At 30.3% G+C, this 14419-nt stretch carries 12 protein-coding genes; 3 read left to right on the forward strand and 9 right to left on the reverse strand.

Annotated elements, in window-relative coordinates; translation table 11 throughout:
- Nucleotides 1-112 precede the first annotated feature (112 nt).
- Nucleotides 113-2590: a M14 family metallopeptidase gene (locus H0I28_RS07155; RefSeq protein WP_218761170.1), complete on the forward strand. Its 2478-nt coding sequence runs from the start codon at nt 113-115 to the stop codon at nt 2588-2590.
- A gap of 85 nt (nt 2591-2675) precedes the next feature.
- Here H0I28_RS07155 and H0I28_RS07160 read toward each other — a convergent pair whose 3' ends face one another.
- The 4 genes from H0I28_RS07160 to H0I28_RS07175 all read right to left on the reverse strand — a co-directional run bounded on the left by H0I28_RS07160 (nt 2676) and on the right by H0I28_RS07175 (nt 6466).
- Complete coding sequence (locus H0I28_RS07160) at nt 2676-3401, reverse strand: diphthine--ammonia ligase (RefSeq protein WP_218761172.1); 726 nt, start codon at nt 3399-3401, stop codon at nt 2676-2678.
- A 50-nt stretch (nt 3402-3451) separates the two neighbouring features.
- Complete coding sequence (gene rimO / locus H0I28_RS07165; RefSeq protein WP_218761174.1) at nt 3452-4804, reverse strand: 30S ribosomal protein S12 methylthiotransferase RimO; 1353 nt, start codon at nt 4802-4804, stop codon at nt 3452-3454.
- Between the two features lie 165 nt (nt 4805-4969).
- Nucleotides 4970-5785: a 1-acyl-sn-glycerol-3-phosphate acyltransferase gene (locus H0I28_RS07170; RefSeq protein WP_218761176.1), complete on the reverse strand. Its 816-nt coding sequence runs from the start codon at nt 5783-5785 to the stop codon at nt 4970-4972.
- Nucleotides 5786-5839: 54 nt separating this feature from the next.
- A complete protein-coding gene (locus H0I28_RS07175) occupies nt 5840-6466 on the reverse strand; it encodes a CoA pyrophosphatase (protein WP_218761177.1) in 627 nt (208 codons plus the stop codon).
- Between the two features lie 93 nt (nt 6467-6559).
- On the opposite strand from H0I28_RS07175, the gene H0I28_RS07180 reads away from it, so the two are divergent.
- Nucleotides 6560-6829, forward strand: coding sequence for a hypothetical protein (locus H0I28_RS07180; RefSeq protein WP_218761178.1), 270 nt, complete (start codon nt 6560-6562; stop codon nt 6827-6829).
- Here H0I28_RS07180 and H0I28_RS07185 read toward each other — a convergent pair.
- From H0I28_RS07185 to cysS, 5 genes are all read right to left on the reverse strand, one after another.
- Complete coding sequence (locus H0I28_RS07185) at nt 6826-7137, reverse strand: DUF6787 family protein (protein ID WP_218761179.1); 312 nt, start codon at nt 7135-7137, stop codon at nt 6826-6828. The two genes, H0I28_RS07180 and H0I28_RS07185, sit on opposite strands and share 4 nt — an antisense overlap.
- 40 nt (nt 7138-7177) lie before the next feature.
- Nucleotides 7178-10942, reverse strand: coding sequence for a beta-propeller fold lactonase family protein (locus tag H0I28_RS07190; RefSeq protein WP_218761180.1), 3765 nt, complete (start codon nt 10940-10942; stop codon nt 7178-7180).
- A 78-nt stretch (nt 10943-11020) separates the two neighbouring features.
- Entirely contained in the window at nt 11021-11866 is an 846-nt protein-coding gene (lgt, locus tag H0I28_RS07195) for a prolipoprotein diacylglyceryl transferase (protein WP_218730864.1), read from the reverse strand.
- Nucleotides 11867-11964: 98 nt separating this feature from the next.
- Nucleotides 11965-12198: a membrane protein insertion efficiency factor YidD gene (gene yidD, locus H0I28_RS07200; protein WP_218761182.1), complete on the reverse strand. Its 234-nt coding sequence runs from the start codon at nt 12196-12198 to the stop codon at nt 11965-11967.
- An 83-nt stretch (nt 12199-12281) separates the two neighbouring features.
- The gene (cysS, locus tag H0I28_RS07205) at nt 12282-13760 is read right to left on the reverse strand and encodes a cysteine--tRNA ligase (RefSeq protein ID WP_218761184.1); all 1479 of its coding nucleotides are present in this window, start codon (nt 13758-13760) and stop codon (nt 12282-12284) included.
- Nucleotides 13761-13991: 231 nt separating this feature from the next.
- Here cysS and H0I28_RS07210 point away from each other — a divergent pair, with 231 nt between their 5' ends.
- A complete protein-coding gene (locus tag H0I28_RS07210; protein WP_218730867.1) occupies nt 13992-14318 on the forward strand; it encodes a multidrug efflux SMR transporter in 327 nt (108 codons plus the stop codon).
- The last annotated feature ends 101 nt before the right edge of the window (nt 14319-14419 follow it).

The following is a 14419-nucleotide window of genomic DNA, read 5'->3' on the forward strand; positions in this document are numbered from 1 at the left end:
TTCCTTTGTCGTAAGAGCCAATCCAATCTAACAAAGTTTTAACAAGATAAAGAATCAATCTTCTGAAAAACAAAAAAATATATTCTTACTTTTGGTTTCCAAACTCTTATTTATGAAATTTAAAATCTTTTTTAGTATTGCTTTCTTAACTATAGGAAGCCTTTTTTCACAAACAGTACAATCTCCTTCCGAATTTTTAGGCTATGAAATTGGTTCTCGTTTTACCAGACATCATAAAGTTGTAGACTATTTTAAATACGTTAGCAATACTTTAACTAATGTAAAATTAGAAAAATACGGAGAAACCAACGAGCACAGACCGTTGTATTTAAGCTATATTTCTTCTCAAGAAAATATAGATGATTTAGAAAATATTAGAAAATCAAATCTATCTCAAACAGGTATTATTGATGGCAATTCGGTTAATAAAAAAGCCATTGTTTGGTTAAGTTACAATGTACATGGTAATGAAGCTTCTAGTACAGAATCCTCTATGTTAACAATTTACGAATTGGTAACCAATAAAAAAGACTGGTTAAAAAACACCGTTATCATCATGGACCCTTGTGTAAACCCTGATGGAAGAGATCGTTATGTAAATTGGTACAACCAAGTAAAAAGTACACCTTTTGATGTTGATCAAGATGCCAAAGAACATCATGAACCTTGGCCAGGAGGAAGACCAAATCATTATTTATTTGATTTAAATAGAGATTGGGCTTGGGCAACTCAAGTAGAATCTCAGCAAAGAATAAAAATGTATAACAAATGGATGCCACATGTTCATGTAGATTTCCATGAACAAGGTATTAATAGTCCTTATTATTTTGCTCCTGCAGCAGCTCCTTTTCACGAAGTTATTACAGAATGGCAAACTGAGTTTCAAACACAAGTAGGTAAAAATCACGCTAGTTATTTTGATAAAGAAGGTTGGTTATATTTTACAAAAGAAAGTTTCGATTTGTTATACCCAAGTTACGGAGACACATATCCTATTTATATGGGAGCAATTGGTATGACGTATGAACAAGCGGGTCACGGACGTGCTGGTTTAGGAATAGACACAAATGAAGGTGAAGTTTTAACTTTAAAAGCTAGAGCAACTCACCACATGACAACCGGTTTATCTACTGTAGAAATTTCATCAAAAAATGCAGAAAAATTAAATACCGAGTTTAAAAAATTCTTTAAAAACAATAATTCTGATTACAAAAGTTTTGTTTTAAAGAATGATAATGATGATAAAACAGATCGTTTAAAAAGCTTATTAGATAAACACGAAATTAAATACGAATTTGCAAACAGCGGATCTGTAAAAGGTTATAATTACAGTACTCAAAAAGAAGAAAAATTTACAACTTCTAAAGGAGATTTAATAATTCATACAGATCAACCAAAAGGAACAATGGTTCAGGTTTTATTTGAACCTAAGGCAAAATTAGTAGATTCTTTAACGTATGATATTACTGCTTGGTCTTTACCATATGCTTACGGTTTTAATGCTGTTGCTTCTAAAACAAAAGTTAGTTCTACTACTAATACAACTGCACAAAGTATTACAAATTCTATTGATAAAAGTGCTTACGCTTACATTGCTAAGTGGAATACTATTAAAGACGCTACTTTTTTAGCTGCTATATTAAAAGAAAATATGACTCCTCGTTTTGCTGAAAAGTCATTTTCTTTAGAAGGAAATTCTTACGAAAAAGGAACTTTAGTTATTCTAAGAAACGATAATAGAATCGCTAATTTTGATGATAAATTACTTGAAATAGCTAATAATAACAACAGAAAAATTCAAGCAGTTTCTACCGGTTTTGTAGACACTGGTTTAGATTTTGGTTCTGCTAGTGTAAAACCAATTAAAAAACAAAGAGTTGCTTTACTTTCTGGTGATGGAACTTCTTCTTTAAGTTTCGGAGAAGTTTGGTACTTTTTTGAACAAGAATTAAAATACCCTTTAACTGTAATAAACTCAGATTATTTTAGCAGAACAGATTTTTCTAATTACGATGTTATTATACTTCCTGATGGTCGTTACGGAAGTGTATTAAATCAAAACACTTTAGATAAATTATCAACTTTTACACGTTCTGGAGGAACTTTAATTACAATTGGTGGAGCTTTAAATAGTTTTGCTGATAAAAAAGGATTTTCATTGAAACGAAAAAAATCTAAAGAAGAAACTACAGAAAGTAATTTAACACCATATGCAAATCAAGAAAGAAAAAGTATAGGGAATTTAATTACAGGTGCAATTTTTAAGAGTAAAGTTGATGCTACACACCCTTTAGCTTTTGGTTATACTGAAGAATATTTTTCTTTAAAATTAAGTGGATCAACTTTTAACTATTTAGAGAATGGTGGAAATGTTGCTTATTTTGAAAAAGGAACCAAAAATATTTCTGGTTATGCAGGAAGTAAAGCTGTTAAAAATGTACCAGAATCTTTATTATTTGGTGAAGAAAAAATGGGTAGCGGAAGTATTATTTATATGGTAGACAATCCTTTATTTAGATCTTTCTGGGACAACGGAAAGCTTTTTGTTGCTAATGCTGTTTTCTTATTAAATTCTGATAATTTAAAATAAGTTACTTGTTAGGTTGAACGCAGTAGAAACCTATTTAAATAATCATATAGTTCTCTACTTCGCTCGAACAGATAATAGTAAAATTCTAACTCAAATCACAATACCAAAAACTCGTATCGTGATTTGAGTTTTCTTTTTTAGGTTGATGACAGTTATCATCCTCATTATCATGCAATGTGTAAGAACGTAACACTTTCTCTCCTATAGAGAACTCAATCGGATTTTTAAAGATAGGTCCATCGAAAACAAAAGTGTGAAACTCTCCATTTTCTCCGCAAACATCTACATTTTCTGGTAAGTCTTTTATAAATTGCTCATCGATAACTCTACCCACAAACTCCTCGCCTAGTAATTTTGCATTTACACAAACTGTAATTGCCTTAAAACCTAAAGCTAAAAATTCTTGCAAGACTTCTTTGGTGTCTTTTTTCCAAAGCGGATACACTCCTGTAATATCTACCTCAGCTAATTTATTATCTCTGTATGTTTTTAAATCTTCAAGAAAAATATCACCAAAAATAGTATGAGAATATTTTTTTTCTACTAAAGAATCCATAACTTCTTTCATGATTTCTGCATACATATCCATCGTTACATCCGCAGGAAATTCTATCGTTTTTAAATCGATTCCTATAGATGCTGTTTGTTTTAATAATAAATCATTTCTAAGACCATGCATAGAAACTCTATTAAAATCTTTATTAATTGTAGTTACTAATAAATCTAAATTGAACGTAGGGTCTTGTAGAATTTTATAAAGTGCCAACGCAGAATCTTTACCTGAACTCCAATTAAAATACGTTTTTTTCATAAGAACAATTTGCATAAAAAAATCCTACATAAAGTAGGATTTTTGATTCTTTATTTTCTTTTTTGATTTAAAGAAATTGGTTTTTCAACTTTAGTTACTGGTGTTCCGTATAAATCGTAATCTCCAGCTTCATGAATTTTAATATCTATAAATTCACCAATTTTAATATAATGTTCTTTTGCATCTACAATAACATCATTATCTACATCTGGCGAATCAGACTCTGTTCTTCCATAGAAAAACTCTCCGTCTTTTCTATCAAACAAACATCTAAATGTTTTTCCTATTTTTTCTTGATTCAATTCCCAAGAAATTTGAGATTGAATTTCCATAATTTCATTTACTCTTCTAAACTTAACATCTGCAGGTACATCATCTTCTAAAACATACGCTCCAGTGTTTTCTTCATGAGAATATTCAAAAGCGCCCATACGTTCAAAACGCATTTCTTCAATCCAATCTTTTAACTCTTGAAACATTTCTTCTGTTTCTCCAGGATATCCAACAATTAACGTAGTTCTGATGGCCATTTCTGGTACTTTTTCTCTAAATTTATGAATTAAAGCCGTAGTTTTTTCATGAGTTGTACCACGTTTCATAGACTTTAACAACTCTGTATTAATGTGTTGTAAAGGAATATCTAAGTAGTTACACACTTTAGGCTCGCGTTTCATTACCTCTAAAACATCCATTGGGAAACCTGTAGGAAAAGCATAATGCATTCTAATCCATTCAATTCCATCTACTTTAGCCAAAGCTTCTAACAACTGAGCTAAAGATCGTTTTTTATAAATATCTAATCCGTAATATGTTAAATCTTGCGCGATTAACATTACTTCTTTAATTCCTTTTGCTGCTAATTTTGTTGCTTCTGTAACAATATCTTCAATTGGTGTAGAAACGTGTTTTCCTCTCATTAAAGGAATTGCACAAAACGAACAAGGTCTATCACAACCTTCTGCAATTTTTAAATATGCATAATGTTTAGGAGTTGTTGTTAAACGTTCTCCTATTAATTCGTGTTTATAATCTGCTTCTAAAGCTTGTAAAAGATTCGGTAAATCGTGCGTACCAAAATATTGATCTACATTTTTAATTTCTGCTTCTAAATCTGGCTTATAACGTTCACTTAAACAACCAGAAACAAAAACTTTATCAATTTCACCAGCTTCTTTTCTTTTGGCATAATGCAAAATAGTATCAATAGACTCCTCTTTTGCTTTACCTATAAATCCACAAGTATTGATTACGACAATATTTCCATCATCATTTTCATCTTCATGAACAACCTCTTTTCCATTGGCTTTTAATTGCCCCATTAATACTTCTGAATCGTAAATATTCTTAGAACAACCTAAAGTAACAACGTTAATCTTATTTTTTTTGATGGTTTTTGTACGCATATCATTTTTTTCTGACTGCAAATATACAGCTTAATTAGGGTTTATCTATATAGTTTTTATATGGTTATTAATTACGATTTTTTAATACCAAAAATCTTGTTTTTTCCCATAAAAAAACCTCGAAAAATTCGAGGTTTAATACTTATTATTTTCTGATTAGAATTGTTAACTCCAAAATTCTCTTTTCTTATTCAATTCTTCTTCTTCTTCAGTCAATGCCTCTAACTCTTTAACAGACAAAACCTTTAAAAAAGATTTGTGTTGTTCTATAGCAAACTCAATTTTAGTTACTATATCTGCTACACTTTCATTTTCATAATCTATATCTAATGGTTCTTTAATAACCATAGACTGCAATACATTACGTTTTTTAATACTCAAGCCTTTTTTATCAAAAGACCTTCTAAATCCATCAATTACAATAGGCACTACAACTGGTTTGTAGGTTTTAATAATATGAGCTGTACCTCTTCTAATTGGTCTAAAAGGGGTTGTTGTACCTTGCGGAAATGTAATTACCCAACCATCTTTAATTGCTTTTCCTATATTAGAAATATCAGAATTTTTAACTTGTCTTTTTACATCTTTACCATCACTTCTCCATGTTCTTTCTATAGACACAGAGCCCATATAAGCAAAAATTTTAGGCAATATACCTGATCTCATTGTTTCTCCTGCCGCAACAAAATATACATTTAACTTCGGTTTCCATATATAACCTATATTCTTTATAGAATCCTCTCTACCGCTTAAAGAAGCGTTAAAAACATGATACATAGCAGCTACATCTGCAAAATAAGTTTGATGGTTAGAAATAAATAAAACTCCAGAATCTGGTAGGTTTTTAAGATTTTCTGAACCTTCTATGTTTAGACTATTGAATTTACGATACCTACCGTGAGATACAATTCCGAAAATTCTTATAAGCCATTTTTTTAGGACTAAAATATGGCCAAATGGATTCCTTTTAAATAAAGGCATTCTATATTCGTTTTTAGTTAGTTTAACAAACTTACAAAACAATTAAGAAAGATGCTATTTAAAGAGTTCTTTAATTTCAGAAAGCATCATAGCTGTTGCTCCCCAAACAATATAACCATCTAATTTAAAGCAAGGTACTTCTACATCCTCCATATAAGAAGTGTTCATTTTTATAGCCGTTAAATTCGTTTCACTTAACAAATCTCTTAATAAAACTTCAATTGTTTGCTCAACTTCATAATTTAGATTAAAATTTGGTTGTTGATTCGCATATCCTAAAAAAGGTGTTGCTAAAAAATTACTTGGAGGAATATAAACATCTGTTAATTCTCTAATTATTTCAATAGATGCCTCAGTTACACCAACTTCTTCAAATGTTTCTCTTAAGGCTGTTTTTTCAAGATTTTCATCTTCAATATCCTTCTTTCCCCCAGGAAAACTTATTTGCGCAGAATGTATGCCCTTATAACTTGCCCTTTGTGTTAGCAAAAAACAAGTTTCATTTTTTAAATTTGGATAAAACAAAGCCAATACTGCTGCCTTTCTTGGATTATTTGCAGTAATTTTATCGGCATCGTACTTTAATCTAATTTTTGGAGCTAATTTAAATTGTGCATTTAAACCTCCTAACTCAGTTGTTTTAAGTTGAGATATTTTATTTTTGAAATCATTAAAATTCACTTATAAAAATTTTATTTTAACAAAATTATTCATTTCTATTTTAAACAAACTGTATTTGGCAAGAATTTTGAAAGACCTTATTAAAATACAACTATGACTAAAAAATACAAAAAACTAATTTTAAGCATTGTACTAGATCTTATTGGTATCATTCCAATACCTTTTCTAGATGTTCTATGGGCACCATTATCTAGTTATTTAATGACTAAAATGTACAAAGGGAAACAAGGAAAAATTGCTGCTGTAATTAGTTTTATTGAAGAAGCTCTCCCTTTTTTAGATATTATACCAACATTTACAATAATGTGGTTTTACAGCCATGTAATTAAAAAGGAAGAAGTAGAAGAAATTATAACGCTTTAATCTTCTTTTTTAAATAAAAAACCGAGCCCTAATCTAGTTAAAAACTTTTTTTCAAAAGCCCAAAAGAATTTAAATTGCCCAAAAAACCAACCTACAATTGGAAGTGTAGCTTGGTAAATAGGAAAAATTAATAAAATTCTTAAAGGCCAAAATACCCAAGGATTTGTTGTTTCTTGAGACAGCCCAATGTAACTAGTTATAGGTTTAGCTACCCAAGTAGCAAAAGAACCGTTTATAGAAAACACTAAAATAATTGCTACAATAGACCAATTATTTTTTACTCTCCAACGTTGTTTTAATTTCTCCATATTTTTGCGAAATTACAACTAGGAAACCAATTAAGGAAATTTAGTAGACACTAATTTTTTTACTAAAACTACCATTGGAATTTCTTACTCTAATGATGTAAATTCCTTTTTTAAAATTAGTGGTATTCATTTTTATTTCAGACTGTTTTAAAGTGTTTTTTTTAGAAACAACATTTTGTCCTAATAAATTATATATTTGAACTTCATCTAAAATTTCTTTTGATGAAATAACGAGGTCTTTATCCTGTTTTTTAACAGTAAATTTATTTGTTGTATTAATTTCTAAACCAAGGGTTGTTTTATTAAAAGTTATAAAAAAACGATTATCATAAACACCTGAATCAAGGTTTACTATTGCATTCTTCGAAGTAATATCGAAATAATCTTGAGTTACACTATCATATAAATAAACATCAGAATCTATATCTGTCATGTCATCTATTTTAAAAGTAACATCTCTATTTAAATTGGTTTGCACTTTTAAAGGTATTACTAAAGATTGATTAAAATCTTCTATACCTGTAATAGCATATGGTAAATCTTTTCCTTCTATTTCTAAAGCCATATCCGTAGATTTATAATCCCACATTTCTGCTTCATACCCATCTTCATACTCAGCCGTAAGTCCTCTAAATCCTATACTTACTTGTCTGTGATACGTTTGGTCTGTTAACAAAAATTCAAAACCTATTCTTAAAATAGGGAAAGATGTTTTCTTAGAAACATCTTTATTTTTATGAAATACCTCTGTTGCAGCCCCAGAAACATCAAAAACTCTTTGTGCATTATTAAAACTTATAGTACCTCCAGAAGCAGATGCTTCAACAAAGAAACCTTGACCTATATCTATATTCTGATTTGGAGTCTTCGTCCCTATTCCTCCAATACCAGATGCTGGGGCTCCTATACCTGAGGTTCTCGTTGCATAACCTCCTAAATACTCTCCTCTTACATGAGATGTATCATCACCAGAATCATAAAAATAAAGAGTTCCAACAATAACACCAGAGTTATCGGTTATAAAAGTATCTGCATTTATTGGTGTTGGATACGGGTTTCCTAAAACACTCCATGTACCAGAACCATAAGCAGCTATTTCACTGTTGTAGTCTCCATCATTTGGTCTACCTACAAATGTATAATTTTGACCTGTTGCATTTCCTGTACTTTTTTTAGTAAAACCTTCTACAGGATTTAATAACGTTGTAGATTCATTTATCTGCCTTGTCCAATCATTATTATTTACAAACTTAGCCAACCATCTTCTACTTAATGTTATAGGAGAAGTACTATTATCTCCATTATAATTATCTGTAAAAGTAATATCTAAAGGTGTACCAGTTGCTGCTAATGGAGTTGTACCGTCCTTTAAAACTCCTTTTATATTGTATGTTTCTCCGTCTGTTGTTACTGGTGATGACCAATAACTTGTTTGATAAACGTTAGATAAATTCCCTTTTACATCTTTATAAAGGTTTCCTGAACCTGAAGCATTTTTAACACCTGTATGTGTTTGATTTAATTGAGAAGTTCCCAATAAACGGATATCTCCTATTAATTCTAAAGAGTTAGAAACGTTTAACTCTAAACCTGTTGTTACCGATAAAGTATTTCCAGATTCCACATTTAAACAAAAACAATCTACATCTTCATTTAAAGTTACATCAGATTGAATGCGAATTCCTTTTGTTACATCTGCTACTGTTGGCTGTCCACTAGCTCCGCTTCCTCCAGACCAAGTTCCATTATAAATAATATCATTATAACAACTTATAAAATTGACACCAACAAAACCTGAAAATGCTACTGCATTAGTAACTGTTGCTGCACTAGATGACGTAAAAGCTGCATCTGTAAAATTAAAAACTAAATCTGCAACATCATCTGTATCTAAATGAGATTTTGCTACTCCTATAAAAGAAAGTGTTGCCACGGTATCTCCATCAGACAAGGTAAAAACAGGTGTTAGTCCTTCTGGTAAATTGGTAATTGTAAATTCTGTAGTTTCATCTAGTAAATTATCTCCGTCTATATCTGCAAAAGTATCTCCACTAATAGTTACAACTAAAGGATTAGAAGCACTTATTGTTCCGTTATTTGTTACTGCTACTTCTGGTAAAAAACCTTTTGTTAGATTAAATTCATTAATATTATCGCTCTGTAAACCAACTAGATACGTTTTAGAACCTGTATTATTAAAGGTAATGCCTGTGGGTCTATTTTCTATTGAAGATATTAAATATTCATTTGTTAAAATTGGTGTCCTGCTAATTAAATCGAATGGCGTTATTAAAGTATATTCAAAAACTTTTTTAAATTCATCACCTGTAATAAAAAACTTTGTACCATCATTATTAAAAGCTAAACCTGTTGGCTCATTATCATCTACATTAACAGAAAAACTACCTATAGCACCAGAAGCAATACCAGATAAATCGTAATTAGTAGAAAGGGCATATACAATTACTCTATCTGTAGTGTTTCCTAAAACAAATAACAAACTACCATCATTATTAAAAGTAAAACTAGATGGATTTGAATCATCTGAATTTACATCATAACTCCCTAAATGAGTAACTGTAGAAGATAAATCAAAAGGTATAGAAACAGCATACTCTCCTACATCATCAGATTGTGAGCCAATAATATAAAACCGATCTCCAATATTATTAAATTGTATACCTCTAATAAAAGTTTCTTGACTACTAATGGACAAAGCATCTTCGAAAGTTATTGTTGAAATATCATACGGAGTAGATAAGGAAAACTGTGACACTGAATCTAAAATATCTCCTGCAACATACATCTTAGTACCATCAGCATTAAACAATACATCATGTGTTGTTTTTTCTATTGTTTCTATTTTATAGCTATCTAAATAAGTTACAGTAGATGTAAAATCGAAATTAGTAGATAATGTATATTCATCTACATCTATTCCATCTGTTCCAATAACGTAAAACTTAGAACCTATATCATTAAAAATCACTTCTTGGGGTTCTTTTTCATGGGTTTGAATGGAAAAATTAGAAGAGTAACTAGCTAGTGATAAATTAAATTCACTCCCTGACGGAAAAGTGTAAGTATTTATGTCATCACCTGTCATACCAATAACATATAGTTCACTTCCATCATTATTAAAAGCAAGTCCTCTTGGATTTCTTTCTTGACTAGAAACATCTAAATCTACAACACCCGTTGAACTTGCTGAAGAAACATCATAAACAGTAGTTAAATTAAATGCGTAAACTTTATCGGTATCTCTTTCTAATACATACAGTTTAGAACCGTCATTATTAAAAGTAATACCATGAGGATTTGTTCCTGAAAGACCGTTGTAAGCAAATATAGCTGCAGAAATATCAAAAGTATCATTAATTATAGCAGAAGAAACATCCCAATTTATAGGTAAATCAAACTCTGTAATATCAGCATCGTCTTCTCCTGTAATGTACATTTTAGAGCCAGATGCATTAAAAGTTATATCTTCTGGATTATTATCTACACTCGATTCTATAAAGTAGTTTTTATCTAAATGAGACATTGTAGATAAATCATAAGGAGTGGTTAAGTTAAATTGACTAATAAAATTTGAACTAGAACCAACCACATAAAATTTTGTTCCTCCATCTCCAAATGCCATACCATTAGGAGTTGTTTCATAAGAAATAATACCATTTGTAGCTCCTACAAAATCGACTTCTGTAATATCAAAATAATTAGGGCCACTATATTTTAAACTTTGGGCATTAATAGTTATTTGCAGTAATACAAATAGAAAAAATAAAGGGGATGTAAATTTCATAGTTGAGTTAATTCTATTAGGAATTGAAAAAACTGAACAATAAACTTACAAAAAAATACTTATTATTTAGATATGAAACTATTTTTTCTTCCTTAACATTAACCATAAACCAATTAAAACTAGCGGTATACTTAAAACCTGACCTGTATTTAAAGAGTTTAAAATCCAATCTTCTCTACCATCTACTTGTGCTTCTTTTAAGAACTCTATAAAGAATCTTAAAGACCAAAGTACTACCATAAAAAGACCGAAAAGATAACCTGTTTGTTCTTTTTTATCTGTTTTCCAGAATAAATGCCACATCACAAAAAACAATGCTAAATAACTGAATGCTTCATATAACTGTGTTGGATGCCTTGGTACCGTTTCTCCTGCTGCTTTAAAAATTACTCCAAAGCTAGAACCTGTTTCTTTTCCATAAATTTCTGAATTGAAAAAGTTTCCAAAACGGATAAAAAAACCTGCTAAAGCAACCATAATTGCCAATCTATCTAAGATAAATAACCAAGGTTTTTGTAAGTGTTTTTTTGCATAAAAATACATCGCGATAGGAATTCCAATTGCGGCTCCATGACTTGCAAAACCAGTAAAACCAGTAAATTTCCATCCTTTTATAATTCCTAATAAAGAATCGTTTGCACTTTCTTTAATAGGTAAAAATATCTCTAATAAATGATTCTGATAATAAGACCAACTATAGAAAAACACATCTCCTAAACGCATCCCTACAAGCATCGAAACAAAAACATACATAAATAATACATCTAATTTTTCTGCAGGAATTTTATCTTCAACATAAATTTTCTTCATTAGTCTTAAACCTAATAAGAATGCCGCTACAAACATTAGACTGTACCAACGTACGATAAAAAAACCTAAATCTATTCCTATTGAAGGATCCCATGTAATTGCTAAAAAGCTCATATATTTCTTATTCTATGTTGGTCGATCGCAGTCGAAACCTCATTATAAAATCTACTATTATAAAAATATCTCGACTGCGCTCGAGATGATAATTTAATTTATTCTTTTTTATCCGGAACAGGATCATAACCGCTTCCTCCCCAAGGATGACAACTAAATATTCTCTTTAACGCTAACCATCCGCCAGAAAATAAACCATGTTTTTGCAATGCCTCAATGGTGTAATGTGAACACGTTGGGCTGTATCTACAAGTAGCTGGTGTAAATGGTGAAATTGCTACTTGATAAAAACGAACTAGCAATATAAATGGAAAAGACACTATTTTTTTCAATGATTAAAATTTAAGAATTAAATGAATAAATCTTGATGATGAGATTTCTCAATCGTTTCTCTTTCGAAATTACAATTACACTTTTAATTTATTAAAAAAGTGGTACCTTCTTTTCCGTCTTTTAATTGAATTCCTAATGTAATTAGTTCATCTCTAATTTGATCTGACAAGGCCCAATCTTTATTTTCTCTGGCTTCTTTTCTTAATTTAATCAACAATTCTACAACACCATTTATTTTTTCTGAATTGTCTTGAGAATTTTCATTCATCAACCCTAAAACATCAAAAACAAATGCATTAATTGTAGTTTTAAATTCGGCTAAATCTTCTGCTGTTAAACTTGCTTTATGTTCTTTTATTTGATTGATAACTTTTACAGCTTCAAACAATTGTGGAATTAACATTGGTGTATTAAAATCGTCATTCATGGCAGCATAACATGCTTTTTTCCATTCTTGAACATTAAAAGTAGATGTTTTTCCTGCTTCAATCTTGTCTAAGAAATTAACAGCTTCCATCAATTTAGAATGTCCTTTTTCTGACGCTTCTAATGCATCTCCAGAAAAATCTAAAATACTTCTGTAATTGGCTTGCATGTTAAAAAAACGAACTACACTTGCAGAAAATGGTTTTGGTAAAATAGTATTTTCTCCTGTTAAAATTTCATTAGGTAAAATAAAATTCCCAGTAGATTTAGCCATTCTCTGTCCATTTAAAGAAAGCATATTTGTGTGCATCCAATAATTTACAGGCGTAACACCACTACATGTTTTAGATTGTGCAATTTCACATTCGTGATGCGGGAATTTTAAATCCATTCCACCACCATGAATATCAAAACTTTCGCCTAAATACTTTGTGCTCATTACGGAACATTCTAAATGCCATCCTGGAAAACCATCGCTCCAAGGAGAAGGCCAACGCATAATATGTTTTTCATCTGCTTTTTTCCAAAGTGCAAAATCTTGTGGATTTTTCTTATCAGATTGACCGTCTAGAGTTCTTGTATTATTTAATAAATCTTCTACTTTTCTACCAGAAAGAATTCCGTAATTTTCTTTTTTGTTATACTCATGTACATCAAAATAGACAGAACCATTTACCTCATATGCAAAACCTTTTTCTATGATTTCTTTAATCATTTCTATCTGCTCAACAATATGTCCTGTTGCAGTAGGTTCTATACTTGGTGGTAGAAAATTATAGTTTTTTAAAACATCATGAAAATCTACAGTATAGCGCTGTACAACCTCCATCGGTTCAATTTGTTCTAAACGTGCTTTTACAGCAATCTTATCTTCGCCTTCATCCGCATCGTTTTCTAAATGGCCTGCATCGGTTATATTACGCACATAACGTACCTTGTAGCCTAAATGCAATAAATATCTATACACAACATCAAAGAACATAAAGGTTCTAACATTTCCTAAATGTGCGTTGCTATAAACGGTTGGACCACAAACGTACATACCCACGTATCCGTCTGTTATAGATTTAAAATTCTCTTTTTTCTTTGTTAAAGAGTTGTATACTTTCAGTTGATTTTCTTTGTACAGTTCCATTAAATAAGTGACTAATTACAGCCGATAAAGATAGACACTTTAAAAAGAATGACGAAATGGATTTTGTTAGAAGTTTACTAACATTTAAAGTTGGTTAAAATAAATATGAATGTTATTCCTTTACTAAGATAAAGTTCTTTAAAAATTATAATTAAATTTACACTTTTATTCATGGAAGATACAAATTTTGTAACATCATGAATAACTAGTATCAAAAAACATACCTTATAAATGAATTGGATTCTATTAATTATAGCAGGACTTTTTGAAGTTGCTTTTGCTGCTTGTCTAGGTAAGGCAAAAGAAAGTACAGGTACAGAAACCACTTATTGGTACATTGGTTTTTTAGTATGTTTATTTATTAGTATGTTTCTACTTTTAAAAGCTACACAAGAGGTACCAATTGGAACCGCGTATGCCATTTGGACCGGAATAGGTGCTGTTGGAACAGTTTTATTAGGAATTCTTGTTTTTAAAGAACCTGCTACTTTTTGGCGACTTTTTTTTCTTTCTACTTTAATCTTTTCTATCATTGGGTTAAAAGTGGTGTCTAATTAAATGTTTTAGTTTTGAGAATAAAAAATAACATTAAAATTAAATAAAACTATTCTATAACATGCTTCTAAGAAGTAGAACAAATAGTACTTTTGCCAAACTTT

It is taken from the genome of Polaribacter sp. AHE13PA (assembly GCF_019278505.1).
Taxonomy (GTDB): Bacteria; Bacteroidota; Bacteroidia; order Flavobacteriales; family Flavobacteriaceae; genus Polaribacter.